The following is a 16,361-nucleotide window of genomic DNA, read 5'->3' as shown; positions in this document are numbered from 1 at the left end:
TCCTTTTTTGCCAACGAATCCGTTGCCAACCTTTTTGTTATCAAATATACACCTTGAACACGGGCGGCGGCGGACGCGTGGCGCTCAATAGGCCTTCAACTGGCGGAGGATGTGGCCGAAGTTTTCCTTCCATCGCATATGGCCCGTGACCAGCGGGCTGCAATCGAAATGGAAGATGCGCTCGTGCTTGAGCCGGATGCCGTGGAGGCCGACCGGCCTGCTCTGCAGGGCGTTGGCGCCCTGGTACAGCCACGCCAGTACGCCGTCCTCGTCGCTGAAGCAATTGAAGATCCGCCCCTTGACGGCATTGGCAGCGCTGGTCCAGTCCCGCTTGTCCCTTTCCACGTCGGCGCCGCCCACCGCGCCGCCCAGCAGGTAGACGTTCTCGATGCGCCGCGCGCCCTTCCCCTCCAGCGCCTTCAGGGCGAAATGGATCACGCGCGCGCCGAGCGAATGGCCGGCCAGCGTGAAACGCCAGCCCGGCGTGCTCAGGATGGCCTGCGCCAGCAGTTCGCCGGCGCGCTCGGCCGCGAGCATCGTCGTGTGCCAGCCCGCGAGCAACGCAGGCTCGCGCTTGCCGACCATCCGGTCCAGCATGCCGTCGATGGTCAGCAGGTCGGCGGCCTGCGCAAGCGGATGGCGGAAGGCGTCCCAGTCCAGGTGGTACCAGGTCGCGCGGCCGAACCTGGCGGCGAGCGCGTCTTCCCAGTCACTGGTGCCGCGGTCGCCCTTCGACAGGAAACCGTTGACGACGATGACGGCATGCTTGCCGCCGCTGCGCAGCTTATGGAGCTTGAAACGCGGCGGCTGGGCGGAACCCAGGGGCAAGCCGGTCGTCACCATGGGCAAGAGCAAAGGATTGAACAGTATCTGGCACACTTTCGCGAGCCGGCCGTCGGTGTCGGCGGCCGGATCCGGGAATTGTTCGATATCGCTCAACTTCAGGAAGGGGACGGCAGGACGCATGGCGACGCGCAAAAAGATTCAGAAAAGAAATCTTAATGCATTTCCCGACGCGTGCGGGCACGGCGTGCCGACCCTACCTGCCCTCGCGCTCCGCCTGTGCCTTGAGCGCCACACACTCGCGATTGCCCGGATCGACCATGGCCAGGCACAGCGTCATCTTGTCGCCGGCCGCATGGAAGGCGCCGCGCGCCAGGTCGGCGCGCGCTTCCCGGACCAGGTTGCGCGCCGACTCGGCATCGCCGCCCGCGGCCGCGCCGGCGCCGCCGGATGCGCCCGTCGCGGTGCCGGTGCGCGGCACCGCCAGCGGATGGCGCGCCGCGTCGATGCGCGCGCGCAGCGCGCGCGTGTCCTCGTCCTCGCCCCAGCGCCTGGCGAACGCCTGCAGGCGCAGGCGCGCCCGCTCGGGATTGCCGGCCTCGAGCGCCGCCTCGGCCGCGTCGCTGGCCTCGCTCCAGGCCTTGTCGCGCTGGCGCCGGCGCGTGCACTTGCCCGCTTCGTCGTTCAGCGCCTTCTGCACGCGTTCCAGCTGGGCCGGCGTGGCGCGGTCGCGGCGCAGCGCGATCAATGCATCCTGCGCGTCCTTCGCCCGGCATTCACGCGCCAGGCCGATGGCCGCCTCGATGCGGCGCTCGGTCTTTTTCGCCGACGGCTTGGCCACCAGCCACACGCCCCACAGCACGACCAGCGCCAGGATCCACCAGCGCAGGCGGATCGGTTCGCGCTGCGGCGGCTGCGCCGGCCGCGACGGGCCGGCGCCCTGGCGCGGTGGAGCGCCGCCCGCGGGAGCGCGGCCGAACGCATGGGCACCGGCCGCGCCGGTCTTCGCCGCGGCCGGCGCGGGCGTCGGTGCCGACGTCGGTGCTGGCGTGGGTGCCGCGGTCGGCGCCACAGTCGGTGCCGCGGTCGGCGCCGGCGAGGGTGCCGCGGTCGGTGCCGCGGTCGGTGCCGCGGTCGGTGTCGCGGTCGGTGTCGGCATCGGTGGCGGCGTCGGCGCGGCGGTCGGCGCCGCGCCGTCCGGCACCCCCGGCACCTCCGGCACGTCCGACCAACCCGCCAGCGACGCCGCCACGGTCGCCCCGGCGGCGGCCAGCGCGGCGCGCGGCGCCGCGGCATCCGCGTCGGCGCCGGGCGGGGCCGCGCGCGCCGCGGCCAGCGCGCGCACGGCCGCCGTCTGCGCGGTGCCGCACCACGGGCAGAAATTCACCTGCCGCGGCATCAGGCGGCCGCAGGCGGGAGCGATGCAACGATAGACGGTGTCGTCCTGCACGCCGTCTCCTTATTCCGGATCGGGAATGCCGTCGTCCGGATCCGGGATCGCGGGCGCCAGCGCCACCGCGAATTCCGGCATCTCGGCCACCGTCTTCCACTTGTCCAGGCGCGGGTTCCACGCCATGTTCCAGATGCGCGTGGCGCCATCGGCCGCGCCGTGCGCCAGCTGCTGCGCCACCTCGTCGACGCCGTAGGGGCCGCGCTGGGCGCCGTCCAGGAACAGCTTGTAGCGCGCCCCGGGCGCCAGGGGCGCCGCCGTGTCGGCGACGAGGTGCACGGCCGCCGCGCGCCGTTCCAGCGCCTGCGCCGCGCGCGCGTCGCTGGCCAGGCATTCCGGCTTGATCGCGCGCTTGTCGACGGCGCGCTCGACTTCCCAGTGATAGGCGTCGCTGGCCGAATCGGGCACGACGTCGGTCCAGGCGTCGAGCTGGGCCAGGGCCGCCTCGACCTGGGCCGGCGACAGGGCCGGGTCGAGCGCCGTCGCGCGCCGGATCCAGGCGTCGTACAGGCGCCGCGCCGTGATGTTCGGCAGCGAGGGCGACGGCAGCTGGGCGCCGGTCTCGTCGACCTCCAGCTTCGGTTCGTACACGCGCAGCTGGAAGTGGCGCATCAGCGCCGCCAGCAGCGCGAACTGGTGCGGCCCCAGCCCCTGCAGGCGCGCCTGCACGGCGGCGATCACCTGCGCGCGGTAGTAGGCCGGCAGGCCGTTCGCGCGGATCGCGTACTCGTTGCCGATCTGCAGCCACTCGCCCGAGCCCGGCTCGACCTCGAACAGGTACTGGCCACGCGGCTGGAAGCTGGCCTCGCGATCGCCGAGGTCCGCCTTGCGGCGCAGGATGCCCAGCGCGACCGCCTGCAGGAACCAGTCGTAGTCGTCGGCCAGGCGGTTCAGTTCGTCCATCGACGGCGAGATCGGATGGCGGAAGCGCGTCGCATCGAAGTGCAGGTGGGTCGGGATCTTGGGATTCTCGATCTGGTAGCTGGCGCGCCAGGTCGGCAGGCCGCGCAGCACCGTCATCGGGTAGCCGGACAGTTCGATGTAGCAGACGGCGCGCCCCGGCACGCCCGTGTTCACGATGGAGACCAGGTCGCCGTGGAAGAAGCCGGCCGGCACGGCGGCGCGGATCTCGGCCTCCATGCGGCGCCAGGCGAGCGGATCGCCGACGCCGATGAAGCACTTGAACTGGTCGGCGTTGGGCGTGAACTCGGCCGAGAAGCGCGCGTTAATCCAGGGCATGGCGCTCTTGATCCATTCGGCGAACACGCGCTGGCGCTCCTGCGGTGACATGGCGCCCAGGCGCTCCAGCAGGGGGTCGAGCGGCTCGGCCGCGAGCGCGTCCTGGCTCGACAGCTGCACCTGGGCGCGCCGGAACAGCTTGAGCAGCAGGTCGGCGCGCAGGCGCTCGTCGCCCAGTTGCGGGAACAGGCGCGCCGAGCCGCCGAATTCGAGCAGCACTTCCTCGGCCCAGGCGCTCACGTCGCCGCGCAGCGCGACCGTCGACTGCGCGGGCGCCGGCGTCTCGTCGGCCAGCTTGATGTAGGTGGCGTGTTCCTGGCGCGCGTCGGCGCGCAGCTGGCCGATGCGCTGGTCGACGGCCCCCAGCATGGCCTGCACTTCCCGGCGGCCTTCCTGGAACTCGCCGGCCAGCCCGCTCCAGCGCACCTGGCCGTGCTCGTCCGGCGCCAGCGGCTCGCCCAGCCAGGCCGACAGCCCGCGCATCGCCTCGACCGCCTGGCCGGCGGCCACCGCCAGCAGGTGGAAGCGCAGGTAGTCGGCGATGTCGCGCTTGACGTGGTTCATCACCTCGCGCGCCTGGGCATCCTTGCCGAACAGGCGCGACGCCGCCTGCGCCAGGTTGTTCAGCGATTCCTCGACCTGGCGCGTGCGCAGCGCGTCGCGGATGTCGCGGTAGCGCTTGCCGTTGCGCTGGGCATTGCCGAGGTCGCGCTGCGCCAGGCGCGCCTTGACCTGCTCCAGCAGCGACAGCACGAATTCCAGGCCGCCCTGCTTGCGGTCGTCCAGCAGCATGTACAGGCGGCCACGCACGTTCAGGCGCAGTTGCGCCAGCTGCTCGCCGGTGTGGCGCTTGATGCGGTCCTCGCTGGTCTCGGCGCTGGCGCCGGCCTCGCGGATCGCGTCGCGCTCCAGCTGCGGCAGCAGCTCGGCGACCTTCTCGCGCCAGTCGCGCACCTCGTAGGACGCCATGATGCGGTCGACCTCGAGCTGCACCTTGCTCTCGACGCGCTCGAGCAGCGAGCGGCCGTCGCGGTCCATCAGCAGCATGCCGGTCAGCGCGTATTCCTGGAACGGCGTCACGTCCACGGTGCCCTTGCGCAGGTCGGGGAAGTCGGAGAACGCGTGTTCCTGCAGGCCCATCTGCTCGCGCATGAAGGCGTCGCGCTCGGCGTCGCCGGCGCGGCGGGCGCCGCCGCCGTCGCTGGCCGCCAGGCCGAAGAAGGCTTTCACCATCCGGCCCGCCAGCTCGTAGGCGCGGATGTCCTCGCGCAGGCTCTGCTGGGTGTCCAGCACCGCCTGGCCGAAGGCGGAATAGGCCTTCGAGTAGGACAGGCGCATGTCGCCGAAGCGGCTTTCCGGCACGCGCGGGTTGTAGGGGCCGAGCTTGTGCTGCTGCTGGTTGACGGCGACCGAGCGCTTGCGGTTGGCGAAATCGGCCGAGGCGAAATCCTCGAACAGCGTGTCGGCCACCATCTGGTACACGTCCTTGACGTCCTGGGTCGCCTTGTTGGCCAGGTTGGCCGTGTCGACGAAGTACACGTCGTCGAACGGGGCGCCGCGTCCGAGCACGCTGTCCGGCTCCATCCACTGGACCTGCGCGTTCATGTCGCGCATCGCCGTCTCCAGTTCCATCAGCGTGGCGTAGGCATTGGCCTCGGTCCTTTCCTTGTTGGCCCTGGCGTAGCCCGAGGGCAGGAACATCACCAGGTCGACCTGGCTGTCCGACACTTCCTGGCGCGCGATGGCCTTGGCGATCCAGCCCAGGTCGATGGCGCTGCCGGCGCCGGTGCCGCCGGCATTGGAGGCGATGACGACGATGCGGAACTTGCTGGTGTCGACCTGCAGGCCCAGGCGCTGGTAATTCTCCTTGCGCTCGATGCCGGCATTGCTGCTCAGGTAATTCAGCGCGCCCTTGATGCGACCGCGCAGCTTCGGGTACTTGTCGAACAGGTACAGGCGCGCCAGCGCGCGGATCTGGCCGGCCCCCTTGGACGGGTCGATGCCGAGCGAACGCAGCTTCTTGGGGCGCAGCGGCATCCAGCGCTCGATCAGCGGAAAGCGCGCCAGGCTGTCGTCGGACTCGTGGTACTGCGGCAGGTCGAGCGGCTCGACCAGGCGTTCCTCGTCCGCCAGCTTGACCAGTTCGAACCACGGGTCGGTGCGCTGCGACTTGCCCTCGTCGATGACGGCATTGCTGTCCAGGTCGAAGTGCAGGAAGCGCGCGACGGGGAAGTCGCCGATCGACTCGACGCGGGTCGGATGGTGGCGGTTCCACACGGCCGACAGGATGCGGCGGCGGATGCGCATCATGACTTCCATGCCGGTGCCGCCGGCGCCGATGAACAGCGTCGGTCGCAGGTCGACCTTCAGTTCGGTCTTGCGGTTCAGGGCCGAGGGGTCGGGGAAGTCTGCCATGGCGTGTTTTCCTGTGCTTTCCTGTTGTGTGCTCGATGTGTGCCCGATGGGCGTTCAGCGCCGGCCGACGAACAGCGCCGCCACCAGCGCGACGACGCCCACCGCGACCAGCGGTCCCGTGACCGCCAGCGTCAGGTACTTGCTCGCGTTGACCACCGCCAGCACCGCCGCGGCGGAGAGGAAGGACAGCCCCACGAACAGCAGCCAGCCCGCGCTGCCGGCCGACGACGGCGCCACGCGCCGCACCACCAGGTGGTGCACGTAGGCGTTACGGACGAAGACGTAAATCACCAGCAGCACGACGATGGCCGTGCCGCCGATGGCCAGGTCGCGCGCCGAGGTGTCGCGCAGCGGCGCCGCGCTGGTGTTGGTGGCGCCGCCCGGCGCGATCTCGACCGGCATGCGCGCCGTGTCGGGCGTCGTCCGCGGCAGCGGATCCTGCGGCGTCGTCGCGTCCTGGGCCGGCAGGCGAAAGCCGGGATCGGTCGACGTGGGCTGCGGGGGCTGCGGGGACTGCGGGTGCTGTGCTTGCTGCATGGTCCATCCTTCCTGCGTGGCTGCTGCCTTGGATAGGGTTGATCAACGGCCCAGCCGGACCCGCGCGCCTTCGCGCAGGTCGATCAGCTCGTGGCCGAACAATGTCGTCTTCAGGCGCGCCACCTGGTTGCCCGCCTTGTCGTACACCGGCTGCACGCTGCCGGCGCGGGCGCGCATCGTGCGCGGCTCGTCCTCCACCGTCAGGTCGACGCGGCGCGGCCGCGCATACGCCAGCGCCGCGCCGCCCGCGGCCGCCAGCAGCGCCAGCGCGGCGCCGAGCGCCGCCACCAGCGGCCCGGTCCCGTAGTGCACGCGCACTTCGATCGGCAGCTGCGCCGTCGACGCCTGCACCTCGGCCGGCGGCGTGAAGATGTCGGGCAGCGGATCGCCCGGGAACAGCGCCGCCATGCGCGCGCGGAAGGCCTGCGACAGTTCCAGCTTCTGGCGCTCGAGGTGCAGTTCGATGCGGCCCGGCAGCACGTAGGCCGAGCCGGCCGCGCGCAGCGCGTCGAGCGACCACTTGCCCGGCAGGCGCGCCACCGGCAGCTGCATGCGCGAGGCCAGCGGCGCCGTCTTGCCGGGCGCGAGGCGCTCGACGTCGCCGTTCTCCAGCACGATGCGGTGGTTGTCGCCGTCCAGCACCGAGCGCGCGCCGATGCTGGCGCTGGCGATGGTGTACGGATAGATCGTGTTCTCCAGGCTCCAGCGCACGGTGGCGAAGGGTTCCAGCGCCTCGGGCGAGACGTCGGCGCGCAGCACGCCGTTGGCATCCATCGAGAACGCCACGCCCGGCGCATCCTCGACCTTGCGCGGCACCAGGCGCACCGTGTCGCGGTCCAGCGGCTTGAGGCGCGCCGGCGGTTCGGTGATGACGCGCTGGACGCGTCCCTCGGCCAGCAGGCGGTCGAGCGCGTGCGCGCCCTGCGCGCCCACCGCGAACACGTACACCATGAGGCCGTTGGCGCGGTAGTGCGCGCCCTGCACCGGCATGCGCAGCGGGAAGGCCAGCGCCCTGGCGATCGCCGGGCCGCGGTGGATCAGCGCATAGAATTCGCGGTTGCGCTCGAACGTGCGCGGGTCGTTGTTCGGGCTGTTGCGGTTGTTGGTGACCAGCCAGACCAGGCCCGGCCTGCCCTGCAGGACGCGGTTGACGGCCGCGTCGACCGCTTCGCCCAGGTCGGTGTCGGCCAGCGCCGTCCCGCCCGGCTTTTGCGCCGTGTCCAGTTGCGCCAGCGCCGCGCGCACGCGCGCGCCGGTGCCGGGGTCCACCTGCTCGGACAGCAGCGCGCGCGGCGACGGCGCATCGGGCCGCGACTGGTTGAAGGCGGCCAGCACCAGCGCGTCGCCCGGCTGCGCCACGCTGCCGGCCAGGGCCGCCACCAGCGGCTTGAAGGGCGACTTCGGGTCGGTGTAGAACGGCTCCATCCAGCCCGAGTTCTGCACCAGCACCACCTGCGGCAGCGCCCGCGCGGCCGGCGCCGCGAGCAGGGACGCGGCCAGCGCGACGGCCGCCGGCGCCAGCCGGCGCCGGCGCATCCACGACGATGGCGACGGCGTCCGGTTCACGGCGCGACTTCCAGGTTCCAGCCGCGGATCCGGTTCCAGTCCGGATGGTGCAGCCACAGCCGGCCGGCGTAGACGAAGGGCACGCAGTCGAGCGGGCGCGCCAGGCGCACGACCTCGTCCAGGATCACGTTGCGCCGGCCGATCCACTCGACCGTGGTGCGCGGCAGCGCGCGGCCGGCCAGCGCGTCCTCGGCGCGGCCCGTGTACTGGTGGAAGCGCAGCACTAGCCCGCTGGGCTGGGCGCGGTTGTTGTTGAAGCCGCGCAGCAGCGGCAGCACCAGGGTATCGTCCTCGCGCTGGTCCTCGACGTGCTCTGCCGACCACGGCTCGTCGACGACCGGATGGCCGCGCCGGAACAGCAGGTTGGCGAAGCCCAGGCGCGCGCCGTCGACCGGCATGCGCTGCGGCGCCGGCGTGCCCAGTTCGAGGAAGGAATAGGCGCCGCCGTCGTGCCCGATCAGCCACATGCGGCCGTCGCGCGAGAGCGTCGGCCCGCCCAGGTCGAGGCTGGGCAGCCAGGTGTCCGGCCAGGGGATCCAGCGCGGCGCGGCGCCCGGACGCCACACGAGCTGGCCCTCGCCGTGCAGCCAGGACAGCTGGCCGTCGTAGCCCACCGGCCGGGTCCAGCCCGCCATCGGCAGCGCGCCGCAATCGTAGGCCGGTCCGGGCGCCGGTGCGGCCGAAGGCGCGGCGTCCAGCGTGTACAGCGTCAGGCCGCCGGCCGCATTGCGCACCAGGCACGCGGCATGGCGCCGCATGACGCCGGGCGCGGCGACGACGGGCGCGTCCAGCACGGTCTCGGTGCGGCAGGTTTCGCCGACCGGGTCGATCCACAGCCGCACCAGGCCGCGCGCCGTGGGCACCAGCCCGACCTCGCCGCGGCGGCCTTCGGCCAGGTCGGGGGCCGGCAGCCAGCCGTAGTCGGAGGCGGAAAACGCCAGGTCGGCCGCGCCTTCCTCGGGCAGCAGGACGTGCCATGCGCCCGCCAGCGGATCGAGGTATTGCAGCACGCCGCGCCCCGGCGCCAGCGCCAGCAGGCGCGGTTCGGGAAAGCCGAACCTGGCGGCGGCGAACACGCAATGGGCGTTCGGCGGCGCCGGCAGGGTGGCGTCGCACCGGCCCACGGCGGGCGCGGGCGGGCGTTCCTCGAGGCCGTCGCCGAGCGCCAGCGACGTCACCGGCAGGCCATGCGGCACGTGGCGCGGCAGCAGCGGGTCGGCCCAGGCGCCCCACCACTCGGGCTGGCGCGTGCGCGCCATGCCCTGCCCGTCCAGGCGCTGCAGGGGCTGGCCGCATTCCGGGCAAAAGGCGAAGCCGTCGGGATAGACGGGCGCATGGGCGCACGCCAGCGGCAGCGAGGCGCCCAGCAGGCGGGCGCAGTCGGCCAGGCGGCCGCGCGCGACCACCGCGGCCTGCCAGTCGACATGGCCGAGGCCGCTACTGGCGGCGAGCTCGTAGCCGCCGCCCGCTTCGCGCTCCAGCCAGGTGCTGGTCGGCGTTTCCCATCTGTATGCCATGCGCTCCACCAATGATCGTCAATCGGACACGGTCCGCCTCGTGTTGCGGATCGTTGTGCTATTGAAATCATAGCGCCGCGGTCAAGCATACGGCGCGCCGTTCACGGAGTAGCGCGTGGCTGTGCTGCGGGGATCAAATGACGGACTGTTCGGCGGAACTTTCGAGGGACCCGTCGCGCGCGGGATCGACCTGGCGGATCTTCCAGAGGCCGTCCTCGAGCACCATCGACAAGGCCAGCGTGCGCGTGGACTCGCCGCCGGCGCCCAGCGTGACGATCACGTCGGCCAGCCGCTCCCGCCCCTGGCTGCGCTGGCGCACCGTGACGGCGTGCACCTGCCGGCGCAGCCAGTCGGCGTGGTAGTGCGCGGCCTGCAGGAAGTAATCGGCCTGGGGGACGCCGCCGCTGCGCAGGCGCTGCGCCAGCCGCGCTTCCAGGTCGCGCGCGACGTAGACGGCGAAGCGTTCGCGCCGGTCGGACAGCGGATCCTGGTCGGCCGCCAGCGTGTCCAGGTACCAGCCGTAGAATGCCACCGCGACGGCGTCCGGCGCCGCCGGCGCGACGGGGCCCGCCCTGGGCGCGGCGGTGGCGCACCAGGCCAGCAGCGCGACCAGCACGGTGGCCGCCAGCTTAACGATGAGGAAATTTCCTTTATGAATCAACATGATGGCGCTCCTGACAGGCTGACTGTGCCGCAAAGCCGGCCCGTGGTCCCTGCGCTGCCGCAAGGGCGCCGGCGGGGTACGCCACCGCGCGCCGCTGCCTTATAATGACGGGCTCGTTACCGCCCGCCGCGCCATGACCACCACCGACGCCCTCTCCGCCGCCGCCATCGACACCGCCGCCGCCCACCTGCGCGACGTGCTCGCGATCGCCTTCGAACACGGTCCCGGCCGGCGCGCGCTGGTCGTCCACGACGATCGCACGGCGCTGGCGCGCGCCCTGGTCGAGGGCTACCGCCGCAACCTGCCCGACGCCCGCTTCATCGACTTCGACGCGGTGGCGCCGCAGGACGTGCTGGACACCTTCGCGACGCTGGCGCCGCAGGACCTGGTGGTGCTGGTGCAGTCGACCAACTTCCGCCTCGACGGCTTTCGCCTGCGCGTGGAACTGTTCAAGCTGGGCCTGAAGGTGATCGAGCACGTGCACCTGGCGCGCATGCCGGGCCTGCAGGGCGAGCACTACATCGAGGCGCTGGCCTACGACCCCGTGTACTTCCGCGGCGTCGGCCACGCGCTCAAGGCGCGCATCGACCGTGCCGCGCGCGGCGAGGTGCACGGCGGCGGCGCGGTGCTGGCATTCGATTCGCCGTTCGAGAGCGCCAAGCTGAACGTGGGCGACTACCGCGCGATGGCCAACAGCGGCGGCCAGTTCCCGATCGGCGAGGTGTTTACCGAGGCGCGCGACCTGGAAGCCGTGAACGGCCGCGCCCAGGTGCACGTGTTCGGCGACACCGCCTACCTGGTCAACCGCCCGGACACGCCGGTGACGCTGGTCATCGAGCGCGGCCGCGTGGTCGACGCCGAGAACGTCACGCCGGCGTTCCAGGAAGTGCTGGACATCATCCGCCGCGACGAGGGCGAGGTCTGGGTGCGCGAGCTGGGCTTCGGCATGAACCGCGCCTTCACGCGCGCGCGCCGCGTGGACGACATCGGCACCTACGAGCGCATGTGCGGCATCCACCTGTCGCTGGGCGCCAAGCACGGCGTGTACGCCAAGCCCGGCTTCAAGCGCAAGGATGCGCGCTACCACATCGACGTGTTCGTCGTGACCGACGCCGTGTACCTCGACGGCGAGCGCGTGTACGCGGACGGCGCCTGGACGGTGGCGCCGGACCTGGCCATGGCCACGTAAACCATTCATATCGACAGGAGTATCCATGCTGACGCAAGAACAACGCGACCGGTACCAGCGCGACGGCTACATCGTCATCCCCGGTTTCAAGGACCTCGACCAGATCGCCGCGCTGCGCCGGCGCGCCGGCGAGATCGTCGACGCCTTCGACCCGGGCGAATCGCGCTCCATCTTCACCACGCAGAACCAGATGAGCGCCAGCGACGCCTGGTTCCTCGGTTCGGACAACACGGTGCGCTGCTTCTTCGAGGAAGAAGCGTTCGGCCCGGACGGCCAGCTCAGGCAGGCCAAGGCCCTGTCGATCAACAAGATCGGCCACGCGATGCACGACCTCGACCCGGTCTTCGAAGCCTTCACGCGCGACGCCAGCCTGGCCGCGGTCGCGCGCGACCTGGGCCTGGAGCAGCCGCAGGTCTGGCAATCGATGTACATCTTCAAGCAGCCGGGCATCGGCGGCGAGGTGCGCTGGCACCAGGACGCCACCTTCTTCGACAGCACCCCGATCAGCGTGACCACGTTCTGGTTCGCGCTGGAAGACGCGACCATCGAGAACGGCTGCCTGTGGGTCGAACCGGGCGGCCACCGCACGCCGCTGCGCGAGCGCTTCCTGCGCGACGGCGACCGCATCACGATGGAAAAGCTGGACGCCACGCCCTGGCCCGACGACAGCACCGCCGTGCCGCTCGAAGCGAAGGCCGGCGACCTGGTCTGCTTCCACGGCCTGCTGCCGCACTACAGCGCGCCGAACAGATCGACGGTGTCGCGCCATGCGTTCACGCTGCACGTGACGGATGCGCGCACCGCGTACTCGGCGCGCAACTGGATCCAGCGCGATGCGACCCTGCCGGTGCGCGGGTTCGACTGAGCGCAAGCGCAATGCCGTGCCGGCGGCCGCCCTGCGCGCGCCGGTACCCGGCCGGCGCCGCGGCGCGGCTGCCCGGCGTCAGGCCCCCACCACCTGCAACCGCAACACCTGACCGCGCTCCGGCACGTCGCGTCCGTGCACGCTGACCCGGTTGCGGCCATGCTGCTTGGCGTGGTACAGCGCCTCGTCGGCGCGGCGCAGGATGTCTTCCCATTTCTGGTCGGACGACGCCAGCGCGGCGACGCCCACGCTGATCGTCATCGGCACCACGTGGCCGTCGGCGACCAGCGGCGCATGCGCCACCAGTTCGCGCAGGCGCTCGGCGATGCCGCGCACGGCGTCCGGCGCGGCGCCGGCCAGCAGCACCGCGAATTCCTCGCCGCCGATGCGGAACAGGGCGTCGTAGCCGCGCAGCACGCCGGCCGACAGCGTGGTGATGTGGCAGATCGCGGCATCGCCCACACCGTGGCCGTGGCGGTCGTTGATGGCCTTGAAATGGTCGACGTCGAAGGTGATGAAATGGACCGGGGCGCCGGTGCGGCGGCAGCGGCGGAATTCGCGCGTGGCGATGTCGTGCAGCGCGCGCCGGTTCAGCCAGCCGGTCAGCGCATCGGTCAGCGAGGCGCGGCGCAGCGCCAGCGTCTGCTGCTGGGCCACGATCAGCGCGCACGACATCGCGCCGAACGACAGGAACACCAGCATCGACAGCGCGCCGCTCGTCTGCAGGAACTGGCCGCCCAGGCCGCCCGGGAGCTGCCCGTCGTAGAAGATCACGAGGCCGTTGCGCACCGCCATCTGCAGCGCCGACAACAGTTCCAGGACGATCAGCGGCACGTAGGCCACGCGCCCCGCCCCGTCGCTGCGGTGCCACAACAGCCAGGCGGTGCCGAGGTTGATGGCGGTGATGAGCGGTCCCATCAGCGTCATGCGATGCAGTACCGATGCCTGGATGAAGGTCAGCGTGTGCGCGGCCAGCACCAGCGCCGCCAGGACGGCGAAGGCGCCCCAGCCGGCCTTGAGGCGCAGGTGGCGGCGCACGCCGGCGAGCATGCCGAACTGGCCTGCCAGGTGCAGGGTATTGCCGAGGCCGGGGACGAGGGGATGGGCGATGCCGCCATGCATGGACACGGCGGCGATGATATTGCTGGCCGCAAAGAACGCGCCGGCCAGCGTCCAGTCGAGCAGGCACACCTGGCGCGAGCTGGCGAGATACAGGAGGACCATGCTGCCGGCCATGATCGTGCTCGCCAGTGCGGCGGCCACGACGAGTGTGAACGCATCCATCCTTTTCCCTCACGCCGCTCGGCGTATCAACTATGCAATGACGATTTCAGTAGTATAAGACTATTGCTATAAAGAAAATACCTTGGCGTGTCTTATCAGACGAAAAATTATAATCGGGCAACGTTTACTTATAAGTGGTCAACGTGGCAAATACTTGTTAGTAGCAATATCGCCACGGTGAGCGTATCCAAAAAGCAACAAATTCGGGTGGTATAGACATATATAAGTTTGTCGATCGCCGCCGCGTACCGAAAAAATTCGCTTTTCACTAGCACGGGTTATTTGTAACAGCCTTGTTACAAATCAAGATGCTTATTTTTGGGAGGCAAGACTAGAATATTTTCTTTATTTCAACCATAAATACAGGGTAGATATGATACGTTTGCCGATCGGCCTGGCAGCACTGTGCTTCACGATGACTGCAATCGCGGCAGAACCTTTCGACGACAAGTTCCGCCAGCTCGACGAATTGCTTCCGACTCCGACGACGATCCGTACCGCTTCCGGCGCCCCGGGCCATGCCTACTGGCAGCAGCGGGCCGACTACGCGATCCGCGTCGCGCTGGACGAGGACAAGCGCACGATCACCGGTTCCGAGACGATCACGTATCACAACAATTCGCCCGACACCCTCACCTACCTGTGGGTGCAGCTCGACCAGAACATCTACAAGCCGGGCTCGGATGCCCGCACCACGGCCATCCTGCCCTCGCGCGACGCCTGGAAAGGCCAGACGCCGGAAACCGGCGTGAAGTTCGACGCCCTGCGCACGACCCTGGAGGCGCGCACGTTCCCGGGCGGCTTCGACATCAAGGCAGTCAAGGACGGCAGCGGCCGCCCCCTGCACTTCGTCATCAACAAGACGATGATGCGCATCGACCTGCCGCAGCCCCTCAAGCCCGGCCAGCGCCTGGCCTTCGGCATCGACTGGAGCTACAACATCACCGAGTCGAAGATCCTGGGCGGCCGCTCGGGCTACGAGAAATTCGACGACAAGAACGACCTGTTCGAGATCGCCCAGTGGTTCCCGCGCATGGCCGCCTACTACGACGTGTACGGCTGGCAGCACAAGCAGTTCCTGGGCTCGGGCGAATTCACGCTGGAATTCGGCGACTACGACGTGCAGGTGACCGTGCCGGCCGACCACGTGGTCGCCTCCACCGGCGAACTGCAGAACCCGGGCGACGTCCTGAGCGCGGCCCAGCGCGACCGCCTGAAGCAGGCGCGCACGGCCGCCAAGCCGGTCGTCATCGTCACGCAGGCCGAAGCCGAAGCCAAGGAAAAGACCCGTGCGAGCGGCACCAGGACCTGGCACTTCAAGGCCAGGAACGTGCGCGACTTCGCGTTCGCGTCGAGCCGCAAATTCATCTGGGACGCGCAGGGCTACAAGAAGGGCGACACCGACGTGCTGGCGATGTCCTACTACCCGAAGGAGGGCAACCCGCTGTGGGGCCAGTACTCGACCCAGTCGATCATCCACACCATCAACGAGTACAACAAGTATTCCTTCGACTACCCGTACCCGGTGGCGATCTCGGTGAACGGCCCGGTCGGCGGCATGGAATACCCGATGATCTCGTTCAACGGCCCGCGTCCGACCAAGGACAAGAAGACCGGCGAGATCACCTATTCCAAGCGCACCAAGTACGGCCTGATCAGCGTGATCATCCACGAGGTGGGCCACAACTACTATCCGATGATCATCAACTCGGACGAGCGCCAGTGGACCTGGATGGACGAGGGCCTGAACTCCTTCGTGCAGTACCTGGCCGAGCAGGCCTGGGAAGAGCACTATCCGCAGTCGCGCGGCGAGCCGCGCGTGATCGCCGAGTACATGAAGAGCCGTAACCAGGTGCCCATCATGACCAACTCGGAATCGGTCCTCCAGTTCGGCAACAACGCCTACGCCAAGCCGACCGCCGCGCTGATCGTGCTGCGCGAGACTGTGCTGGGCCGCGAACTGTTCGACTTCGCGTTCAAGGAATACGCGCGCCGCTGGAAATTCAAGCGCCCGACCCCGGCCGACTTCTTCCGCACCATGGAAGACGCCTCGGGCACGGACCTCGACTGGTTCTGGCGCGGCTGGTTCTACACCACCGACGCGGTGGACGTGAGCGTGGACGGCATCACCGAATACACGATCGGTTCCAAGGATCCGGAAGTGGAAAAGGCCTGGAAGCGCGCCCAGAAGGACGCCGAGCCGGTCTCGATCACCGACCAGCGCAACCAGGGCACGCTGCCGCGCCGCGTCGATGCGCATCCGGAGCTGAAGGACTTCTACAACGAGCATGACGACTTCACCGTCACCAACAAGGACCGCAACCGCTACACCGAGACGGTCGAGGGCCTGGAGGACTGGGAAAAGGCGCTGCTCAAGGAAGGCAAGCACCTGTACCTGGTCGACTTCTCGAACCTGGGCGGCCTCGTGACCCCGCTGGTGCTGGAGATCCAGCTGCAGAGCGGCAAGAAGACCATCGAACGCATTCCGGCCGAAGTCTGGCGCTACTCGCCGAAGAAGATCACCAAGCTGATCGTCACCGACGAGCCGATGGTCGGCCTGACCCAGGACCCGTACTGGGAAACCGCCGATACCGACGTCAGCAACAACAGCTGGCCGCGCAAGGCGACCCCGTCGCGCCTGGAGCTGTTCAAGACCTCGCGCGCCCAGCCCGACATGATGAAGGACTTCAACGAGAAGCTGAAGACCAAGGACGCCGCCAAGGACAAGGCCGCGGACACCGAAGCCCAGAAGACCGAGTAAGCGCATCGCGTAGGGTGGACGGGTCTCCCGTCCACGCGTTCGACCGTCGTCGGCATGGCCGATATGTCTGATGCGGCGTCGTTTTCCTTAT

11 protein-coding genes are annotated in these 16,361 nt (G+C 69.7%); 3 read left to right on the top strand and 8 right to left on the bottom strand.

The genetic code is table 11. From position 1 onward, the window contains the following. Positions 1–84: 84 nt before the first annotated feature. The 7 genes from QZ749_RS12640 to QZ749_RS12610 form a co-directional block, all read right to left on the bottom strand. Entirely contained in the window at positions 85–966 is an 882-nt protein-coding gene (locus QZ749_RS12640) for a DUF726 domain-containing protein (RefSeq protein ID WP_296947297.1), read from the bottom strand. Between the two features lie 73 nt (positions 967–1,039). Next, positions 1,040–2,233 carry a hypothetical protein gene (locus QZ749_RS12635; protein WP_296947294.1) on the bottom strand — a complete coding sequence of 398 codons (1,194 nt, stop codon included), beginning with the start codon at positions 2,231–2,233 and terminating at the stop codon, positions 1,040–1,042. Between the two features lie 9 nt (positions 2,234–2,242). Next, positions 2,243–5,887, bottom strand: coding sequence for a tubulin-like doman-containing protein (locus QZ749_RS12630; protein ID WP_296947292.1), 3,645 nt, complete (start codon positions 5,885–5,887; stop codon positions 2,243–2,245). Between the two features lie 54 nt (positions 5,888–5,941). Then, positions 5,942–6,424: a hypothetical protein gene (locus QZ749_RS12625; protein ID WP_296947290.1), complete on the bottom strand. Its 483-nt coding sequence runs from the start codon at positions 6,422–6,424 to the stop codon at positions 5,942–5,944. Positions 6,425–6,466: 42 nt separating this feature from the next. Continuing rightward, on the bottom strand, positions 6,467–7,990 hold the full coding sequence (locus QZ749_RS12620; protein ID WP_296947286.1) for a hypothetical protein: 1,524 nt from the start codon (positions 7,988–7,990) through the stop codon (positions 6,467–6,469). Next, entirely contained in the window at positions 7,987–9,507 is a 1,521-nt protein-coding gene (locus QZ749_RS12615; RefSeq protein ID WP_296947285.1) for a hypothetical protein, read from the bottom strand. Before QZ749_RS12615 ends, QZ749_RS12620 begins: the two co-directional genes overlap by 4 nt. 133 nt (positions 9,508–9,640) lie before the next feature. Continuing rightward, positions 9,641–10,171 (bottom strand): DUF3828 domain-containing protein, encoded by a 531-nt coding sequence (locus QZ749_RS12610; protein WP_296947282.1) that lies wholly within the window; start codon positions 10,169–10,171, stop codon positions 9,641–9,643. A gap of 133 nt (positions 10,172–10,304) precedes the next feature. Here QZ749_RS12610 and QZ749_RS12605 point away from each other — a divergent pair, with 133 nt between their 5' ends. Together QZ749_RS12605 and QZ749_RS12600 are read left to right on the top strand one after the other, a co-directional pair. After that, positions 10,305–11,360 carry a hypothetical protein gene (locus tag QZ749_RS12605; protein ID WP_296947280.1) on the top strand — a complete coding sequence of 352 codons (1,056 nt, stop codon included), beginning with the start codon at positions 10,305–10,307 and terminating at the stop codon, positions 11,358–11,360. A gap of 25 nt (positions 11,361–11,385) precedes the next feature. Further along, the gene (locus tag QZ749_RS12600) at positions 11,386–12,225 is read left to right on the top strand and encodes a phytanoyl-CoA dioxygenase family protein (RefSeq protein WP_296947277.1); all 840 of its coding nucleotides are present in this window, start codon (positions 11,386–11,388) and stop codon (positions 12,223–12,225) included. Positions 12,226–12,303: 78 nt separating this feature from the next. Here QZ749_RS12600 and QZ749_RS12595 read toward each other — a convergent pair whose 3' ends face one another. Beyond that, entirely contained in the window at positions 12,304–13,509 is a 1,206-nt protein-coding gene (locus QZ749_RS12595; protein WP_296947275.1) for a diguanylate cyclase, read from the bottom strand. Between the two features lie 415 nt (positions 13,510–13,924). Here QZ749_RS12595 and QZ749_RS12590 point away from each other — a divergent pair, with 415 nt between their 5' ends. After that, a complete protein-coding gene (locus QZ749_RS12590) occupies positions 13,925–16,270 on the top strand; it encodes a M1 family metallopeptidase (RefSeq protein ID WP_296947272.1) in 2,346 nt (781 codons plus the stop codon). The last annotated feature ends 91 nt before the right edge of the window (positions 16,271–16,361 follow it).

Source organism: uncultured Massilia sp., assembly GCF_913773735.1.
Classification (GTDB): Bacteria; Pseudomonadota; Gammaproteobacteria; order Burkholderiales; family Burkholderiaceae_D; genus Telluria.
The sequence above is the reverse complement of the archived record's forward strand: the minus strand, read 5'-3'. Positions and strand labels throughout refer to the sequence as shown.